The organism is Streptomyces sp. NPDC000983 (assembly GCF_040299205.1).
GTDB lineage: Bacteria > Actinomycetota > Actinomycetes > Streptomycetales > Streptomycetaceae > Streptomyces.
Genome location: NZ_JBEPBM010000032.1, coordinates 35,578 through 52,619, shown reverse-complemented (window position 1 = coordinate 52,619; position 17,042 = coordinate 35,578). Strand labels below are relative to the sequence as shown.

The following is a 17,042-nucleotide window of genomic DNA, read 5'->3' as shown; positions in this document are numbered from 1 at the left end:
CTCGCCCGACGGGTGCCGGGTGCGTCCGGCCCGCCGGACGCTGCGGTGCGGGGGACTCCGGAACGGCCTCGCCGGTTGGATGCATTCCGGCCAGCGGTGGGCCCCCTCCCACACCGCTGTCGACGGTGACTCGAGCGCCCCCTGTTCCGATCCCGGTCGAGCGACGCCCTCCCGGCGCGCGATCCGAGTACGCGATGCCCGTGGGCGATCCGAGTACGGAATCCGAGTACGCGATCCGAGTACGCAGTCCCAGTGCGGAACCCAAGTGCGGAAGGACCTCCCTTGACGACCGAAGCCCCCCTGACGCTGTTCTGCCTCGCCCACGCGGGCGGCAGCGCGTACCCCTACCGGCAGCTCGCCGCCGACCTGCCCGGCCGTGTCACCGTCGTGCCGCTGGAAATGCCCGGCCACGGAACCCGGTTACGAGAACCCCTGCTGCACCGGCTCGGGGCGCTGACCGAGGAGGCGGTACGGCTGATCGGCGAGCGCCGGCACGAGCCGTACGCGCTGTACGGGCACAGCTTCGGCTCGCTGCTCGGCTACGAGGCGGCCCGGGTGCTGACCCGACTGGGCACTCCGCCCGAGCTGTTGCTGGTCTCCGGCCGCAACGGGCCGACGGAGCCGCTGTCGCACCGCCCCTTCCACCATCTGCCCGACGACGGGTTCGTCCGGGGGCTCCAGCGGATCGGGGGTCTGCCCGAGGCGCTGCTGGCCGAGCCGGACCTGCTGCGCTGCTATCTGCCCGCCATCCGCGCCGACCTCGGGGTGGTGGAGACGTACACACACGTCCCGGGCCCGCGGCTGGCGGTGCCGGTGGCCGCGTTCGCCGGGCGGGAGGACGTGCTGACCGACGCCTCCTCGATGGCGGCCTGGTCGCGGATCACCACCGGTGTCTTCGACCTCACCCTGGTGCCCGGCGGCCATTTCTTCCTCCAGCAACCGGAGTTCAGGTCCGCGCTGAGGGCGCGTCTGACCAGGTCGGCGGGGGCGCCGGTGCCGGTGGCGGCGGCCGCCGGCGCGGCCTCCCGAGCGGTTGCCGAGTGAACCTCAACCGACAGCACCCAGCATCTCGGGCTGTACGGCTCTTCCCGCACGCTCAAGTCAGAGACCAACAGGAGGCCCCAGTGGCGGCGCTGTCGCATGAAGAGATCCGTCGCAGGATCGGCGAGTACATCGAGCAGCAGTTCCTCGGCGAGAGCGAGGTCTCGGAGCTCACGGACGACACCCCGCTGCTGGAGTGGAGCGTCCTGACCTCCATGAACACCTCCCTGCTGCTCTCGTTCATCCGCACCGAGCTGGGGGTCGTCGTGCCCCCGACCCACATCACCGGCCGGCACTTCGCGAACCTGGCGGCGATCACGGACATGGTCTACTCCCTGGCCCCGCAGCCCGCTGCCTGAACCGACCGAAGGAAGAGAGAGCATCGTGGACGCACAATTCGACGTCGCAGTCATCGGCGGCGGCCCCGCGGGATCGACCGTGGCCTCGTACCTGGCCAAGGCAGGGCTGTCCGTGGCCGTGTTCGAGGCGGAGAACTTTCCCCGTGAGCACGTCGGCGAGTCCCTGGTCCCGGCCACCACCCCGGTGCTCCTGGAGATCGGGGCCATGGAGAAGATCGAGGCCGCGGGCTTCCCGAAGAAGTTCGGTGCCGCCTGGACCTCCGCCGAGGACCGCGACATCAACCACAACGGCTTCCGCGGCCTGAACCACGACTTCCGTGCCGCCGAGGTCCTGTTCAGCGAGCGGGACCAGGAGGGCGTGGACCGCGACCACACGTTCCACGTCGACCGCAGCAAGTTCGACCACATCCTCCTCAAGCACGCGGAGGAGCTGGGCGCCAAGGTGTTCCAGGGCGTCCGGGTCGGCAAGGTCGACTTCGACGGCGAACTGCCCGTCGTGGAGGTGAAGGTCGGCTCCTCGTCGACGCAGATCCCGGTGAAGATGGTCGTCGACGCCAGTGGCCGGCAGACCCGGCTGGGCACCCAGCTCAAGTCCAAGATCCCGGACCCGGTCTTCAACCAGTACGCCGTGCACACGTGGTTCGACGGTCTGGACCGCAAGGCCCTCGCCGTCAACAAGGACCAGGCCGACTACATCTTCATCCACTTCCTGCCCCTGCTCGACACCTGGGTGTGGCAGATCCCGATCACCGACACCATCACCTCGATCGGTGTCGTCAGCCAGAAGAAGCGGTTCCAGGAGTACGGCGGCGACCGCGAGAAGTACTTCTGGGAGACCGTGGCGTCCCGCCCCGAGCTGCTCGACGTGCTGAAGAACTGCGAGCAGGTCAAGCCGATGAAGACGGAGGGGGACTACAGCTACGGCATGAAGCAGATCGCCGGTGACAACTACGTCCTCATCGGTGACGCCGCCCGCTTCGTGGACCCGATCTTCTCCTCGGGTGTCTCCGTGGCGCTCAACAGCGCCCGGCTCGCGGCGAAGGACATCATCGCCGCCGCCGAGGCCGGCGACTTCAAGCACGAGCGCTTCGCCGCCTACGAGAACAAGCTCCGCAAGGCGGTCGGCTACTGGCACCGCTTCATCGAGGCGTACTACCGCCTCAACATCCTGTTCACGGCCTTCGTCCAGGACGACCGCTACCGGCTGGACATCCTCAAGATGCTCCAGGGCGACGTCTACGACGACCAGGAGCCGAAGGCGCTCTCCGCGATGTGGGAGATCATCGAGGCCGTGGAGAACGACCCGACCCACCTGTGGCACCCGTACCTGGGTCAGCTGAGGTCGCCCACCGCCGCGCCCAGCTTCTGACGGTCCCGGCCCTCCCCCAGCCGGGAGAGCGGCAGGGCTGGAGCGCAGACGCCGGCCGCGCACATTCTCCGGAGAGATCCGGGAATGTGCGCGGCCGGCACTGTTTTCGGCGCCCGCCGCGCGGGGTGTCAGGCGGCACGCGCGTGCGCGATGACGGTGAGCAGGGCGCGCGGGGTCGGGGCGTCGGCGACGATCGTGTCGGGCAGCATCAGCCCGTACTCGCGCTTGAGCCGTCCGGTGACCTGGAGCAGCGCGAGCGAGTCGTAGCCGAGCCGGTAGAAGGGCGTGTCGACGACGTCGTCGGCGTCGAGGTCGATGCCCTCGGGGACGCCGGCGCTCTCGCTGAGCAGCCGGAGCAGGTCGGCGAGGGTGAAGCCGTCGCGGGAGTCGGACAGGGCCATGGCGGATGCCTCCTGAGGGATGGGTGACGGTGCGGACCCCGGCGGGATGCCGGGGTCGGGTGGTACGGGAAGGGTGCGGCGGTTCAGAGCCGGCCGAGCAGCACGCCCAGCAGGCTCTGGTCCAGTACGGTGTCGGCGGCCGTGTCGGCGGCGGCGCCGAAGCCCTCGTCGCGCAGGGCGGCGCTGACCACGTAGTCGGACTCCAGGGCGTAGGTGGCGAAGCTCCACTCCGGACCGGTGCCCGGGGAGCCGTCCGGCCGCTGGAGCCGGATGCGCGCGTCGTCCAGGGTGAACCCGAACTCGGTGAACCTAAAGCGCAGTCCCTGGCCGATGGCCTTGCTGTACGCCTCCTTGAGCGTCCAGAGCCGGACCAGGGCGCTGTTGCGGGTGGTCTCGGGGAGCGACTCCAGCAGGGCGCGTTCGTGCGGGGTGCAGGCCTGGAACTCGACACCGGTGCCGACCATGGGGCGCTCGGCGCGCTCCACGTCCACCCCGAGCAGCCCGCGCCGGGTGACGCCGACGACCATGACCTCCTCGGTGTGGCTGAGGCTGATGTCGATCTGGTCGCAGCCGCGCAGATAGGGCCGCCCGCCCGGTTTGTAGGCGAGGTCGACGGCCTCGGGACGGCTGGAGAGCACCCGGGCCGCGGTGTGCTTGAGCAGCAGCCGGGAGGCGAGGAAGCCCTCCCGCACCCGGCGGTGGGTCAGCCGTTGGAACCGGTCCCAGTCACGGGGGCCGAGCAAGGGGCGCAGAACCCTTTCTCCAGTGTCCTCGGGGAGCCAGTCGGTGACCCTGCCGTAGGTCACGACGGTGCCGCGTGCGGCGAGCGGTTCCAGCACCGCGTCCCACTGTCCGTGGGGACCGGTCACCGGCACGGGGGCGCCGGCGGCGGGAGCGGCCATCAGACAGCCGCCTTCACCAGGCGGGCGCGCAGGTAGGCGACCAGGGAACCGACGGAGGTCATGCTGTCGACCATGTCGGGTAAGGAGAGTTCGCCCAGCTCCGGCACGGCCTGCTCCACGCGGTACTTCAGCTGCATGATGAGGACGGAGTCGAACCCCAGGTCCTCCCTGAGCAGCGAGTCCGTGCCCACCTCGGCCACCGGGTCGTCGATGACCCGTCGCACCGCCTGGACCACCGCGGGGATCAGATCGCCGGACCCGTCGTCGGCAGGTGTCCGCTCGGCGTGCGCACCGTGGCTCATGGGCCGCTTCCTTCCGGTCAGGATTCGAGAGAGGTCTCGTACAGGTCGTAGGAACGCCGTCGCTCGTAGCGGTCCATGACCGTCTCGAACAGCAGCCGCTCGACCGACTCCGACGGAGCCTTCGGTACGTCGAGCCCGAGCAGGACGCCCAGCCGGTGCAGGGCGCCGGTGATCCAGGCGGGGTCGGCGAGGAAGCTGCCGGGCCGTTCGGCCCGGTGCTCGCGCCAGACGCCGAGGCTCGCGGCCGCGGCACAGACCAGGGCGTAGCGGTCGGTGAGGGCGAGGGTGTCCGGGGAGGACAGGCCGTCGCCGGGGGTGATCCGGGCGAACCGGTCGCGCAGTTCGCGCAGTTCGCCGAGGAAGGCGGTGACGAGCGCGCCCAGCTCGCCGTCGGCGCCGTCGCAGGCCGAAAGCACCGGCACGACGGGGTCCGAGGCGCCGGCGGGGGCCAGCGCGGCTAGGTCGGCGGACGGGAGGTCCTCCCAGGGGCGCAGCAGCGCGGCGGGCGGTTCCTCGTCGTTCAGCCAGGAGTTCCGGGCCAGGTGCGGGAGTTGGGCGAGGAGCATGGCCTGGCGGGCGGCGGTACCGGCGTGGCCCTGGCCCAGGAGGGGCAGGTCGCGCACCATCCGGCCGAAGGCGCCGTAGCGACCCTTGGTGTCGAAGTACGCCTCGCCGAGCACGGTCGACAGGTCGTGCGCGGAGTCCTGGAGCAGCTTGGGCACGGTGTAGGCGGCGGCCGCTGCGCAGGCACTGACCCGGTCGGGCAGGAGGTGGATGCCGCGGGCGGCGGCCAGCGTGATGCTGTCGCCGATCAGCAGGTCCAGCAGCGCGCCGGTCAGCACCTCCCGCCCGTACGGCGACCTGAGCGGGCCGTAGGGGTCCTCGGCGCGGTGGTCCACGGCGAACCGTACGGCGGTGCGCAGGACGGTGTCGCCGGCCGCGACCATCACGGAGGGCAGCAGGGCGCGGGTGACGACGGAGCAGCGTACGACCAGGTTCATGCCCTGGCCGGGCTCGCCCACCACGGCCTCCTCGGGCACCGGGCAGCCGGCGAACTCCAGGCCGCCGAACTCGCAGCCGTCGAGGCCGACGGTGCGGTACCGGTGCAGGGTGCGCAGCGTGTCCGCGGGCAGGATCTCGCGGTCGACGAGCAGCACCTCGTGGCTGCCGTCCTCGGTGCCCGCGACGACGGTGAGCCCGCGCGCGCGTGCGTAGTTGCACACGGCGGTCTTGGCGCCGTCGAGCCGTCGGCGGCCCCCGTCGCGGCGCAGCACGAACTCGTCGCGCACGAAGTCGTTGGCGTGCGAGACGGCGGGCCGGGCGACGGCGATGCGCCCGCCGCCCATCAGCAGGGCGGCGGTCCACTCGCGCTGCGCGAAGTCCCCGGCGGTCCACACGGGGGTGGCGGCGAAGTAGCAGTTGAGCCCGTACCCGAACCCCAGCGAGAGGTCCCGTCGGCACGCGGGCCGTACGACGCGGCCGAGCCCGTCGATCCGTTCGAGCCGTCCGCCGAGTTCGGCGGGCACGAACTCCGCGCCGAACCCCGCGTCGTCCAGGGCGAGTTCGGCACGGGCCCGGTCGTCCGGCCGGAACGCCCGGCCGCCGAACGGGGCCAGCGCCCGTTCCAGTTCGTCCGTACGGCTCCGGATCCGCCCCTCGGCCGTGGTCGCTCGCACAGCTCGCTCCACCGGGTGTCACTCCTCGCGGTCCGTAGGTCCGATCCGCCCCGTGCGCCGCGCCCGCCCGCACAAGAACGACCCCAGACTCCGCCGCCCCGCTCAAGCCCTGGTGGACCCCCCAACCACACCCTGTCGCGCACATATCGACACCCCGTCAACCCCGGCATCTTCGGGGCCTGCCGCGCGCACGAGGGCACCCTTCAACTCCCATAGCCACGCCCAGCCGTACGGCTGGACAGACCACTCCACACAGCTGCGGGCAGCCGCACGGAACCCACCCACCCAGCCGCGGGCAGTCGCACGGAACCCACCCACCCAGCTGCGGGCAGTCGTGCCGCTGGGGCGGCACGGGTGGGCGCAGCGGCACCCGCCCACCGGCGGCAAGCCACCCCCACCCCCACACGCCCCCGCGGAAAGACCTACCCCGGCCCTCCGCCCCGCGGCCGCGGCCGCAGCCGAGCCACCGTCGCACCGGGCGCACACTCACCCCGCTGCTCCTCGGGATCACCCAACACCAGCCGATCCAGACCCCGCCGCACCCGCTCCCGTTCCTCCCGAGGCGCACCAACACAGCCGTCCAACAGGGAAACCGCCCGATGCCCATGCCGCCGGGCCTGCACGGCAAGCCCATGCCCGGGCCCGACCTCGGCACACAACAGAACGCCCACCGTGGCAAGTTGCCCAACGGCCGCATCCAACAGCACCGGCCGCGAAGGCAGCAGAGCCCAGAACTCGGGATCCACGGCCCGCTCCGGCTCGGGCCGCCCGCCCGCACAACCGGACAGCAGCGGCGTATGAGGAAGGGAGAACACGGACTCCCGGAAGTCCGCCAGCGTCCCCCGGCACGCCTCCCCGACCAGCGGCCCGTGCAACCCGGCCGGCACCTGCACCCGCATCCAGGTCAACCCGGCCCCCTCCAGCGCCCGCCGAGTAGCCGCGAGGGCGAACTCCGAACCGGAGACGATCGTCTGCCCCGGCCCGTTGGCCGCCGCGACGGCCGCCCCGCCCCGCAGACAGGACGTGACCGCGGGCGCCGGCGCGGCGACCGCGAGGGCCCCTCCGGCGGGCGCAGCGGCCAGCGCCCGCGACTGCAGGGCGACCAGCCGTACCGCGTCCGCCAGCGGAAGCACCCCGGCCTGAACGGCGGCGACCATCTCACCGACGCTCTGGCCGAGGACCGCGCCGGGGCGCAGTCCTCGGTCCCGCACCGTCTCGCTGAGCGCGTGGCAGACCGCGAACAGCAGCGGATGCACCTCGGCCACGGTGCGCAGCCGCGCACCGGAGGACCACAGCCGGTACAGCCGTTCCCCGTCCTCGCCCATCAGCTCAAGAACAGCGTCCATGGCCGTGGTGAAGGCGGGCTCGTACCGGTACAGGCCATGGCCCATGGCCGGGTACTGGGCTCCCGCACCGGGCAGGAGCAGCGCCACCGCGGGCACCGGGACGTCAGTACCGGCCCGGCGCCCGCACCCGGAAGAGCGAGAGCGGCTGGTCCAGCCGGAGTTCGGAGGAGGAGTCCAGCAACGCCCCCTGGAGCGACTGCAGTTCGTAGCTCGGATCGAGCCCGAGCTCCCCGGCGAGCACGTCCCGCAGCCGCTGGTAGACCTCCAGGGCCGTGGTGCGCCGGCCGGCCCGGTACAGCGCGAGCATCAACTGCAGGTGGATGCCCTCGTGCAGCGGGTGCCGGGCGGCGAGCCCGAACAGCTCCCCGATGATCTCGTGGTGGCGTCCGAGGAGCAGGTCCGCCTCGATCCGGCGGCACAGTATGCCCATCCGGGACTCCTCCAGGCGGGTCACCTCGACGTCCAGCACCCGTCCGCACTCCACGTCGGCGAGCGCGGGGCCGCGCCACATCGACAGGGCCTTGCGGAACAGGTCCGCCGCCGCCTCGTAGTCCCCCTTCTCCAGGGCCCGATGACCGCCGCCGGAGAGCCGCTCGTACTCCCGGACGTCGACGGAACCGCCCTGGGTGTCCAGCAGATAGCCGCCGGGCTGGGTCACGAGCACACTTTTCGCGCCCAGAGGCATATCAGGAGATGGGCCTCCGATGGCGGAGGTGATAAGGTTGCGAAGTTGAAGAATGTACGTCTGCAAGGTAGTTGCGACGCTGGGTGGTGGGGTCTCGCCCCAGACCTCCTCCACCAGCATCCCTACGGAGACGGGACGGTCCGGGTTGAGGGCCAGTACTGCGAGCACCTTGCGTGGCTTGACCGCGGAAGGCACCACAGACTTGCCGGTCTGCATCACTCTGCACGCGCCGAGCACTTCGATGTCCATCGGCATCCTCTCTGTTGCCTGCACTCCGCTGCTGAACGTCCGCAGCGCTGATTGCGCTCTGTGATGTGATGGTGGCTCAGGGTCCGTCGAGCTTCCGGAAGGTCGCTCAATGCGGACTCAAGTCGGCCTGGAACGCCGGGACTTGAGGAAACAGCGGCCGGATACCGCCGCTGCGCAGCAGTCCGCGCATGGCCGAACGCTGAAGCTTGCCGCTGGTGGTGCGCCGTACCACGCCCTGCCGGACGAGCAGGATCTCGGCGTCGGGGATTCCGAACTCCCCGTCCAGATGGGTCCGTACGGCCTCGACGAGCGACGGCAGTTCACCGTCGAGCAGGCCGTTCTCGCGCACTTCCTGGATCACGATGAGCCGATCGCGTTCCGGCCCCGTGGTGATGGCCGCGGTCACCCCGAACGTGGGGTTCAGGCCCTGGACCGAGGTCTCGATGTCCTCCGGCGCGACATCCACCCCGTTGACGACGACGCCTTCCTTGAGCCGTCCGATCACGAACAGTTCGCCGTGTTCGTCGACGGCGCCCAGGTCGCCGCTTCGCAAAAACGATCCATCATGGGCGGAGGTGACCGCTCCGAACGACTCCTCGGTCTCGGTGCGGCGCCGCCAGTAGCCGGTGGCGACGCTCTCGCCCCGGATCCATATCTCGCCCACCCGCCCCGGCTCCAGCACCTGCCGGGTCTCCGGGTCGACGATCCGCAGCTCCACCCCGTGCGGCCGGCCGACGCCGACCAGGGTCCGGCTGAGGGCGCCGCCCGTCGGCTCCGTCATCCGGCCGGCGGCCAGCGCGGCACAGTCCGCCTCCCGCTCCACCGGCGCCCGTTCCGGTGAGCCGCCCGTCACCAGCAGGGTCGCCTCGGCGAGCCCGTACGCCGGGTAGAACGCCTCGGGCCGGAACCCGGCCGGGGCGAAGCGCTTGGCGAAGGCCGTCATGGTGGCCTCCCGCACCGGCTCGGCCCCGTTGACGGCGACCCGCCAGGAGGTCAGATCGAGCCGGTCGACCTCGTCGTCCGTCGCCGCCCGTACGCACATGTCGTACGCGTAGTCCGGGCCGCCGGACAGGGTGACGCCGTACGCCTCGATCATCCGCAGCCAGCTCAGCGGCCGGGCGGCGAAGGTGGCGGCGGGCATCAGCACCCCGCGCGCCCCGACATGGAGCGGATGGAGCAACTGCCCCACCAGGCCCATGTCGTGGTACGCCGGCAGCCAGCCGCCGATCACGGCGTGCTCGTCGCTGCCCAGCGCCCTGGCGATGGCCTCCTGGCCGGCCAGCAGATTGCGCTGGCTGATCAGGACCCCCTTCACCTGGGTCACCGAGCCGGACGTGTACTGGATGAGCGCGAGGTCGTCGTCGGCCGCCACCGTGGGCCGCCAGTCCTCCGGGTCGGGCAGGGCCGCCCGGTCCGCCGCGAGGCAGACCAGGTCGCTGCCCGCGAAGAGCCGGGACAGTTCGGCCGCCACCGCGGAGTCGGCGAGCGCGAGCGCCACGTCGGCGTCCTTGGCGACGGCGGTCAGCCGGCGCGCGTTGCGCCCGCCGTCCAGCGGCGACGGACAGGGCACCGCGGTGGCCCCGGCATAGAGACAGCCGAGCAACGCGGCGATCTGCAGCGGCCCTTCGCAGCTCGGCAGCAGCACCCGCTGTCCCGCGCCGCCCCGCGACTGCACCCAGGCCGCCAACTGCCGTGCCTGCCGGTCGAGTTCACCGTAGGTCAGGGAGCGGGCCGATGGGCCCGGGCTCTCGTCCCCGCGCGTGGCCGACTCGGCGCCGACGAAGCTGAAGGCCTCGCGGCTCGGATCCGCCGCCTCCAGGCGGCGTCGTAATGCGCCAAGAAAACCACCCATTTCGAACCGCCCCCGTTCGACTCAATGGCGTGAAGCTAGCGGCCGATGCTCGAAGAACGCATGACCTCACCTCGACCCCCAGAAGGGAGTCGGGCCCGTGAGACGCATCATAACGAGGCACGATGCCGTCGCGGTACGGGTAATTCATGACGTGTTGAGGAATCGATCCGGTCGGTTCCTGTCCGCGATGAGCCACCGCACCCGCGCTGAACTTGGCAAGTATCGCTCGGAGTCGGTGAGTCCGGATCGGCACTGATTTTCGAAAATCACGACTCGACCACGATCGAGACCGTCTTGGATCTCCAGCGCGGGGCCGGTCGGCTCCGAGATCCGACCGAGTTCCCCTTCAGCGAGCACCCGCCCGGGGCCGACCGACCGGCCCGTTTGTGTCCGGTCGAACACGGACGAGGGTCGCCGCAGGACCTCCGCGGCGCCTCGGCCGCGGTGCGCGCGGTGAAGTCGCCACCGCCGTCGCGACCGCCGTCGCCACCCCGCACGCCGCGTCCGGGGGTTAGTCCGCCGGCAGGGCGGGCGGACGACGAGGTTGGGGTACTTCGCGCGCCCCGGACGACGGGGGCGCAGGCGGCGGCGCCCCTACGGTGCCCGGCGAACGGGCCGGCCATGAGGCCCGTACGCGGCCCCGTCGGCAACCGGCGCGCACGCCGATCGGGCCGCTCCCCCGGTCCGACACCCGGCAAGGGGCCGTCCCACCCCGCCCGGCACCGTCCGGCACCGCCCGCCGAACGAGCCGCCCCGCCGGCACTCGTCGACACCCGGCGATCGGGCCGCCCCTCGGGTCCGGCAACCGGCAGCGGGTCGGACCACGGCACCCCCCGCTTCAGCCCCGCCGTCTCCGCGGCCCCGCGGCGGAGCGGGCCGGGGTGTCACGGGGACGGGTGTCGCGGGGGCGGATCACATCGTGCGGGGTGACGCCCTCGCGTGTGCCGTCGGTGTCGGGCCGGGCCAGCCAGAGCCGTAGCTGATGGCTCCGGAGCCCGGGCCGCTCGTGGTCCTCGAAGGCGCCGCGGGCGTACAGCACCGCGTGCGTGTTGAGCAGCAGCAGGTCACCGGCGCGCAGATCGATGTCGAGCCGGAGGCCGGGCGCGGCCGCCACCTCGTCGACGAGGTCGAACAGCTCGGTGTCCGCCGGCCGAAGCCGGGGCACCCGGGGAAAGCGCTGGGCGGATTCCAGGCAGCGGCGGTCGTACATCATGCTCACCGCCTCGCCCCGCCGGACCACGAGCGGGGCGGCCGTCCAGGGCGGCTCCCCGGGGGCGTGCTCCTCACGGCGGTCGAAGTGGTACGTGCGGTACAGCCGCTCGGCCAGGTCGGGCCGGAGCGCCAGCACCGCGTTGTGCACGGCGGCCGCGCTGACCAGGGAGACCCGCCCGCCGCTGCGGGGCGGACGCAGGCACAGCAGGGCCAGCAGATCGGCCCGGTCGGTGTGGAAGGGCAGCGCGTCCCGGGTCTGGTGGCCACGGGTCGCCGGATCGGCGGGGCCGCGGCCGGTGTCCCTGACATGGCCGAGCATGTCGCCGTACGCGGTCTGCGGGACCGGCCGCCCCAGATGCCGGCCGAGGCCCCAGAAGACCGTGCTCGCGGCCGGCTCCCCCAGCCGCTCGACCGGGACGCCCCGGACCAGTGTGAAGCCCCGGCCGTACTCCAGTTCCTCGGCGACCCGGTCCAGTTCCGGGGCGAGGGTGGGCAGCGGGAAGTCGGCGGCGGTCAGCCTGAGCAGGGTGAGGTCGCGTCGGCGGGCCTCCCGCGCGGCGGCGTCGATCTCGGCCAGCTGCGGCGGGGAGAGCCTCAGCGTCCACCGCTCGGGGCGGTCCGCCAGCTCCCCGCCGCGCCACACCGAGCGTCCCGCGCAGGGCGCGCCCAGCGCCTCCTCCGTGTCCGCCGTACCGGCCATGTGCGCCTCCGTACCCTCGCGACTCCCCGGTCCGCGGGGCGGTGCGTGCCTGGACCGGGCCGGGTGAACGGCGCCATGCTAGGTTGCCCTCCCCCGCTTCGCTTGTCCTGACGTGACAGAGGACTTTTCATTTCGGGACACCCCCGTACGTCCTGGAGCGCGCCCATGAAACCCCTGGTCCGCACGGCGGCCCTCAGCGGCTACGTCGAGCTGTGCCGCTCGCTCGGCATCGACCCGCAGACCCTGATGAAGCGTGTGGGCCTGGACACCGCGGCCCTGGCGGTCCAGGACCGGTGGATCTCCGGCGCGGCGGCGGTCCGGCTGCTGGAGCTGTCGGCGGCGGACTCGGGCCGCGAGGACTTCGGCGTCCGGATGGCGCGGTTCCGGCGCTTCTCCAATCTCGGCCCGGTGAGTCTGGTGGTCCGCGAGGAGCCCGACGTGCGCAGCGCGGTGGGGCTGCTGATCCGCCATCAGCACATGTACAACGAGATTCTGCACGCCCGGCTGTCCGAGGCCGACGGACTGGCCACCCTCAAGGTCGACCTGCGGCTCGGCGAGCCGGCCCGCACCCGGCAGGCGACCGAACTGGCCGTCGGCGCCTTCCACCGCATCCTGCACGGTTTCCTCAGCCCACAGTGGCAGCCGCTCTCCGTCTGGTTCAGGCATCCGACGCCGGCGGACACCACCGCCCACCGGCAGCTGTTCGGACCGAAGGTGGAGTTCGGCCGGGAGTTCGACGGCCTCGTCTTCTTCGCCGACGACCTCGACGCGCCCAACGCCATGGCGGACCCGCAGCTGCGGGCCTACGCCCGTCAGTACTTCGAGACCATCGCGGTCCCCGCGGACACCACCGTCGCGGACCGGGTGCGGGAGCTGATCGAGGTGCTGCTGCCGAGCGGGCGCTGCTCGATCGAACAGGTCGCCCGGAGCCTGGGCGTCGACCGGCGCACGGTCCACCGCCATCTGGCCGCCTCGGACGAGACCTTCTCCTCGCTCCTCAACGCCACCCGCATGGAGCTGGCGGAGCAGTTCGTGGCGAACCCGCGGCGCTCGCTGACGGAGATCGCCGAGCTGCTGGGCTTCTCGTCGCTGAGCGCCTTCTCCCGCTGGTTCAGCGAGCGCTTCGGTTGCAGCCCGCGGGCGTGGCGGGCGGGCCGGGGCGAGCGGCAGGGGCCTGGGCAGGAGCCTGGGCGGGGCTGAAGCCCGCACCCGGCCGGGACTGAAGCCCACGGGACGCCGGGGCTGAAGCCCGCAGGACGCCGGGGCTGAAGGGGCTGGACCCCGCACCCGGCCAGGACCACCGACCCCCGCACCCGGTCGGCGCGACCTGCACCCGGCCGACGCCGAAACCCTCACCCGGCCAGGACCGAGACCGGCGGGCGCCACGCACCCCGCGCGGCCGGCCCGCCTCCGCCCAGCCCCGCGCGCCCAGCCCGGCCCCACCGCTCGTCCGTCCGCCCCCGCCCCTCCGGGTGTCCCGAAATGGCAAGTTATCCGTCCCGGAGGGTCAAGCGGTCGCCGGAGCCCGCCCCTACCTTGGCACCACCGCAGTGAAGCGGTCGGCCGCCGGAGGAGGGCCCGGTACTTCCCCCTGTGTACCTCTCCTCCGGCCCGGCCGAGCGTATCGGGGCCATATCGCCCCCCGCCCCTGTCCCGGTGACCCGCAACGATCCCCGCCGGCCTCTCGCTCCTCGCGCCGCACACGACGGCGCCCCGGCGGACGATCACCGATCGCACGAAGGAGACGGACCGTGCACTTCCACGACGACTCACTCTTCCCGGAGAACCAGGAGAAGCTGGTGATCCAGGCCGCCCCGTACGGGCCGGAGTGGCTGCCCGGGGACGCCGACGACCTTCCCCTGACGATGGACGAGCACGTCCAGGCAGCCGTCGACTGCCACAACGCCGGCGCCACCGTGCTCCACATCCACGTACGGGAGTTGGACGGCAAGGGCTCCAAGCGGATGTCCATGTTCAACGAGTTGCTGGCCCGGCTGCGGGAGGCCGTACCGGACATGGTCCTGCAGATCGGCGGCTCGATCTCGTTCGCCCCCGAGGACGAGGGCAGCGAGGCGAAGTGGCTCAGCTACGACACCCGCCACCTGCTGGCCGACCTCACCCCGGCGCCGGACCAGGTGACGATCGCGATCAACACCAGCCAGATGAACATCGTCGAGATCATGAACGACGACGACCTGGAGGGCACTTCGATCGGGAAGCCCGAGTACTACAAGGCGTACCGCGACATGGTCGTGGAGGCGGGCCCGGACTTCTACCTGGAGCACCTGAAGCGGCTGCGGGCGAGCGGCATCCAGCCGCACTTCCAACTCGCCACGCTCGCCCAGCTGGAGACCGTGGAACGGCTCATCCGGTCCGGCGTGTACACGGGGCCCCTGGTCCTCAACTACGTGGCCATCGGCGGCGGTTTCGCGGGCCGTCACCCCGCCGACCTGATCGAGTTCGTGCGCCGCACCCCCGACGGCGCGGTCCTCACCATCGAGAGCTCCATGCGCGCGGTGGCGCCGATGAACGCGATCGGCATCGCGCTCGGCGTCCACGTCCGGGTCGGCAACGAGGACAACCTGTGGCGGCGCAAGGGCGAGCGCATGACCTCCGTGGCGCAGGTCGAGCAGATGGTGCAGATCTCCGAGGCGCTCGGCCGCGACATCGCCACCGCCGCCGACGCCCGCAGGATCTACAAGCTCGGCGAGTACTACTCCGACGCCGACGAGACCCTGGCCCGCCTGGGCATGGTGCCGAACCGGCGCCCCGGCCGACGCGGCTTCATGCTCCGCGACGACGCCTGAGCAACGCCCCCTTTTCCCCACCGATCCCACGGAGCACGCCCATGGCGCACGCCATCCGCTTCCAGGCCACCGGCGGTCCTGACGTCCTGAGCTGGGAGAAGGTCGCCGTCGGCGACCCCGGCCCGGGCGAGGTACGGATCCGTCACGAAGCCGTCGGACTCAACTTCGCCGACACCTACTTCCGCAGCGGCCTCTATCCCGCAGCACTCCCCGCCGGGCTGGGCGTGGAGGCGGCCGGAGTGGTCGAGGCGGTGGGCGAGGGCGTCACCGGCGTCGGCGAGGGCGACCGGGTCACGTACACGGGCAGCCCGCTCGGCGCGTACAGCACCGAGCGGGTGATGCCGGCCGGCTCCCTGATCCGGCTGCCGGACGGCATCGGCTTCGAGACCGCCGCCGCGATGACCATGCGCGGTCTCACCTCCGCGTACCTGCTGCGCAGGATCCACCCGCTGGCGGCCGGCGACACCATCCTGCTGACCGCGGCGGCGGGCGGCGTCGGCCTCATCGTCTGCCAGTGGGCCAAGCTGCTCGGGCTGCGGGTCATCGGCACCGTCTCCACCGAGGAGAAGGCCGAACTCGCCCGCGCCCACGGCTGCGACCACGTCATCCACCACGGACGCGAGGACGTGGCCGAGCGGGTGCGGGAGCTGACCGACGGCGCCGGCGTCCCGGTCGCCCTCGACAGCGTCGGCCGCACCAGCTACGCCGCCTCGCTGGCCTCGCTGAAGCGCCGGGGTCTGCTGGTCTGCTTCGGCACGGCCTCCGGTCCGGTCCCGCCCATCGACGCCATGCAACTCGCCGTCGGCGGCTCCCTGTTCGTCACCCGGCCGGCGCTCGCCGACTACATCGCCGATCCGGCGGAACGGGCGGAGCTGGCGGGCGAGCTGTTCGACCACGTCACCTCCGGCCGCATCACCATCGAGATCAACCAGCGCTACGCGCTCCCGGACGCCGTACGGGCCCACCGCGAGCTGGAGTCGGGGCGGACCACCGGATCGTCCGTCTTCGTCCTCTGAACCCCACGGGCCCGAAGCGCCCCGATCCGTGAGCGACTCCGGGCCGCCGAACCCATTTCCAGGAGGAAGCACGATGGAACTCTCCGTCGCCCCGGTGTGCGGCGCCCCCGCCCCGGTGCGCGCCCACTCCCTCGGCTCGATCAAGGTCGAGCCGCTGACCTGCACGATCGGCGCCGAACTCACCGGTGTGAGCCTCGCCGACGCCGCCCGCGACGACGACCTGTTCGCCGAGATCAGAACCCTGCTGCTGCGCCACAAGGTGCTGTTCCTGCGGGACCAGGACATCACCCGCGCCGAACACGTCGCCTTCGCCGAGCGGTTCGGGGCGCTGGAGGACCACCCGGTGGCGGGCAGCGACCCCGACCACCCCGGCCTGGTGCGGATCTACAAGGATCTGGACAGCCCGGCGGAGCACTACGAGAACGCGCTCCACACCGACGGCACCTGGCGCGAGAACCCGTCCATGGGCGCCGTGCTGCGCTGCGTGGAGACACCCCCGGTGGGCGGCGACACGATCTGGGTCAACATGGTGGAGGCGTACCGCCGGCTGCCGGAGCACCTCCGGGCGCAGATCCAGGACCTGCGGGCCCGGCACAGCATCGAGGCCACGTTCGGCGCCGTCATGCCGCGGGAGAAGCGGCACGCGCTCAAGGCGCAGTTCCCCGACGCGGAGCACCCGGTGGTGCGCACCCACCCCGAGACCGGCGAACAGATCCTCTTCGTCAACGCGTTCACCACGCACTTCGTCAACTACCACACCCCCGCCAACGTGCGCTTCGGGCAGGACTACGCCCCCGGCGCGAGCCTGCTGCTCAACCACCTGATCAGCCAGGCCGCGGTCCCCGAGTACCAGGTGCGCTGGCGCTGGACGCCGAACAGCTTCGCCATCTGGGACAACCGCTCCACCCAGCACTACGCCGTCCAGGACTACTGGCCCGCCGTCCGACGGATGGAACGCGCCGGAATCGTCGGCGACCGCCCGTTCTGAGCCACCCTCACGCCCCCTCCCGCTTCCCCCCTTCCCGGCCTTCCCCCTTCCTTCCATTCCGACAAGAGCAGTCGAGGTGATGACAATGGGGTTTCTCACCACTGCGGAATCCGCCCCGGGCAGAACCGGTTCCAGTT

General features: G+C 72.0%; 15 protein-coding genes. 7 read left to right on the top strand and 8 right to left on the bottom strand.

Features of this window, described 5'->3' with window-relative positions; all coding sequences use genetic code 11:
- Window positions 1–282: 282 nt before the first annotated feature.
- From ABT296_RS29265 to ABT296_RS29255, 3 genes are all read left to right on the top strand, one after another.
- Window positions 283–1,044: a thioesterase II family protein gene (locus ABT296_RS29265; RefSeq protein WP_351931679.1), complete on the top strand. Its 762-nt coding sequence runs from the start codon at window positions 283–285 to the stop codon at window positions 1,042–1,044.
- An 80-nt stretch (window positions 1,045–1,124) separates the two neighbouring features.
- Window positions 1,125–1,400 carry an acyl carrier protein gene (locus tag ABT296_RS29260; protein WP_351931678.1) on the top strand — a complete coding sequence of 92 codons (276 nt, stop codon included), beginning with the start codon at window positions 1,125–1,127 and terminating at the stop codon, window positions 1,398–1,400.
- 25 nt (window positions 1,401–1,425) lie between these two features.
- On the top strand, window positions 1,426–2,769 hold the full coding sequence (locus tag ABT296_RS29255) for an NAD(P)/FAD-dependent oxidoreductase (RefSeq protein ID WP_351931677.1): 1,344 nt from the start codon (window positions 1,426–1,428) through the stop codon (window positions 2,767–2,769).
- Between the two features lie 128 nt (window positions 2,770–2,897).
- Here ABT296_RS29255 and ABT296_RS29250 read toward each other — a convergent pair whose 3' ends face one another.
- The 8 genes from ABT296_RS29250 to ABT296_RS29210 all read right to left on the bottom strand — a co-directional run bounded on the left by ABT296_RS29250 (window position 2,898) and on the right by ABT296_RS29210 (window position 12,094).
- Complete coding sequence (locus tag ABT296_RS29250) at window positions 2,898–3,170, bottom strand: acyl carrier protein (protein WP_351931676.1); 273 nt, start codon at window positions 3,168–3,170, stop codon at window positions 2,898–2,900.
- An 83-nt stretch (window positions 3,171–3,253) separates the two neighbouring features.
- Window positions 3,254–4,072: a 4'-phosphopantetheinyl transferase family protein gene (locus ABT296_RS29245; RefSeq protein WP_351931675.1), complete on the bottom strand. Its 819-nt coding sequence runs from the start codon at window positions 4,070–4,072 to the stop codon at window positions 3,254–3,256.
- The gene (locus ABT296_RS29240) at window positions 4,072–4,374 is read right to left on the bottom strand and encodes an acyl carrier protein (protein WP_351931674.1); all 303 of its coding nucleotides are present in this window, start codon (window positions 4,372–4,374) and stop codon (window positions 4,072–4,074) included. Before ABT296_RS29240 ends, ABT296_RS29245 begins: the two co-directional genes overlap by 1 nt.
- Window positions 4,375–4,391: 17 nt before the next feature.
- A complete protein-coding gene (locus tag ABT296_RS29235; RefSeq protein ID WP_351931673.1) occupies window positions 4,392–6,050 on the bottom strand; it encodes an acyl-CoA dehydrogenase family protein in 1,659 nt (552 codons plus the stop codon).
- A 422-nt stretch (window positions 6,051–6,472) separates the two neighbouring features.
- On the bottom strand, window positions 6,473–7,492 hold the full coding sequence (locus tag ABT296_RS29230) for an acyltransferase domain-containing protein (protein WP_351931672.1): 1,020 nt from the start codon (window positions 7,490–7,492) through the stop codon (window positions 6,473–6,475).
- Window positions 7,493–7,499: 7 nt separating this feature from the next.
- The gene (locus tag ABT296_RS29225) at window positions 7,500–8,330 is read right to left on the bottom strand and encodes an AfsR/SARP family transcriptional regulator (RefSeq protein WP_453168646.1); all 831 of its coding nucleotides are present in this window, start codon (window positions 8,328–8,330) and stop codon (window positions 7,500–7,502) included.
- A gap of 106 nt (window positions 8,331–8,436) precedes the next feature.
- The gene (locus tag ABT296_RS29215; protein WP_351931671.1) at window positions 8,437–10,182 is read right to left on the bottom strand and encodes a fatty acyl-AMP ligase; all 1,746 of its coding nucleotides are present in this window, start codon (window positions 10,180–10,182) and stop codon (window positions 8,437–8,439) included.
- An 838-nt stretch (window positions 10,183–11,020) separates the two neighbouring features.
- The gene (locus tag ABT296_RS29210) at window positions 11,021–12,094 is read right to left on the bottom strand and encodes a TauD/TfdA family dioxygenase (RefSeq protein WP_351931670.1); all 1,074 of its coding nucleotides are present in this window, start codon (window positions 12,092–12,094) and stop codon (window positions 11,021–11,023) included.
- Window positions 12,095–12,259: 165 nt separating this feature from the next.
- Between ABT296_RS29210 and ABT296_RS29205 the strand changes: the two genes are divergently transcribed.
- The 4 genes from ABT296_RS29205 (at window position 12,260) to ABT296_RS29190 (ending at window position 16,905) form a co-directional block, all read left to right on the top strand.
- Window positions 12,260–13,294 (top strand): AraC family transcriptional regulator ligand-binding domain-containing protein, encoded by a 1,035-nt coding sequence (locus tag ABT296_RS29205; RefSeq protein WP_351931669.1) that lies wholly within the window; start codon window positions 12,260–12,262, stop codon window positions 13,292–13,294.
- Between the two features lie 551 nt (window positions 13,295–13,845).
- Entirely contained in the window at window positions 13,846–14,901 is a 1,056-nt protein-coding gene (locus tag ABT296_RS29200) for a beta-keto acid cleavage family enzyme (protein WP_351931668.1), read from the top strand.
- A 41-nt stretch (window positions 14,902–14,942) separates the two neighbouring features.
- A complete protein-coding gene (locus tag ABT296_RS29195) occupies window positions 14,943–15,917 on the top strand; it encodes a quinone oxidoreductase family protein (RefSeq protein WP_351931667.1) in 975 nt (324 codons plus the stop codon).
- Window positions 15,918–15,990: 73 nt separating this feature from the next.
- Window positions 15,991–16,905 (top strand): TauD/TfdA dioxygenase family protein, encoded by a 915-nt coding sequence (locus ABT296_RS29190; protein WP_351931666.1) that lies wholly within the window; start codon window positions 15,991–15,993, stop codon window positions 16,903–16,905.
- Window positions 16,906–17,042: the final 137 nt, after the last annotated feature.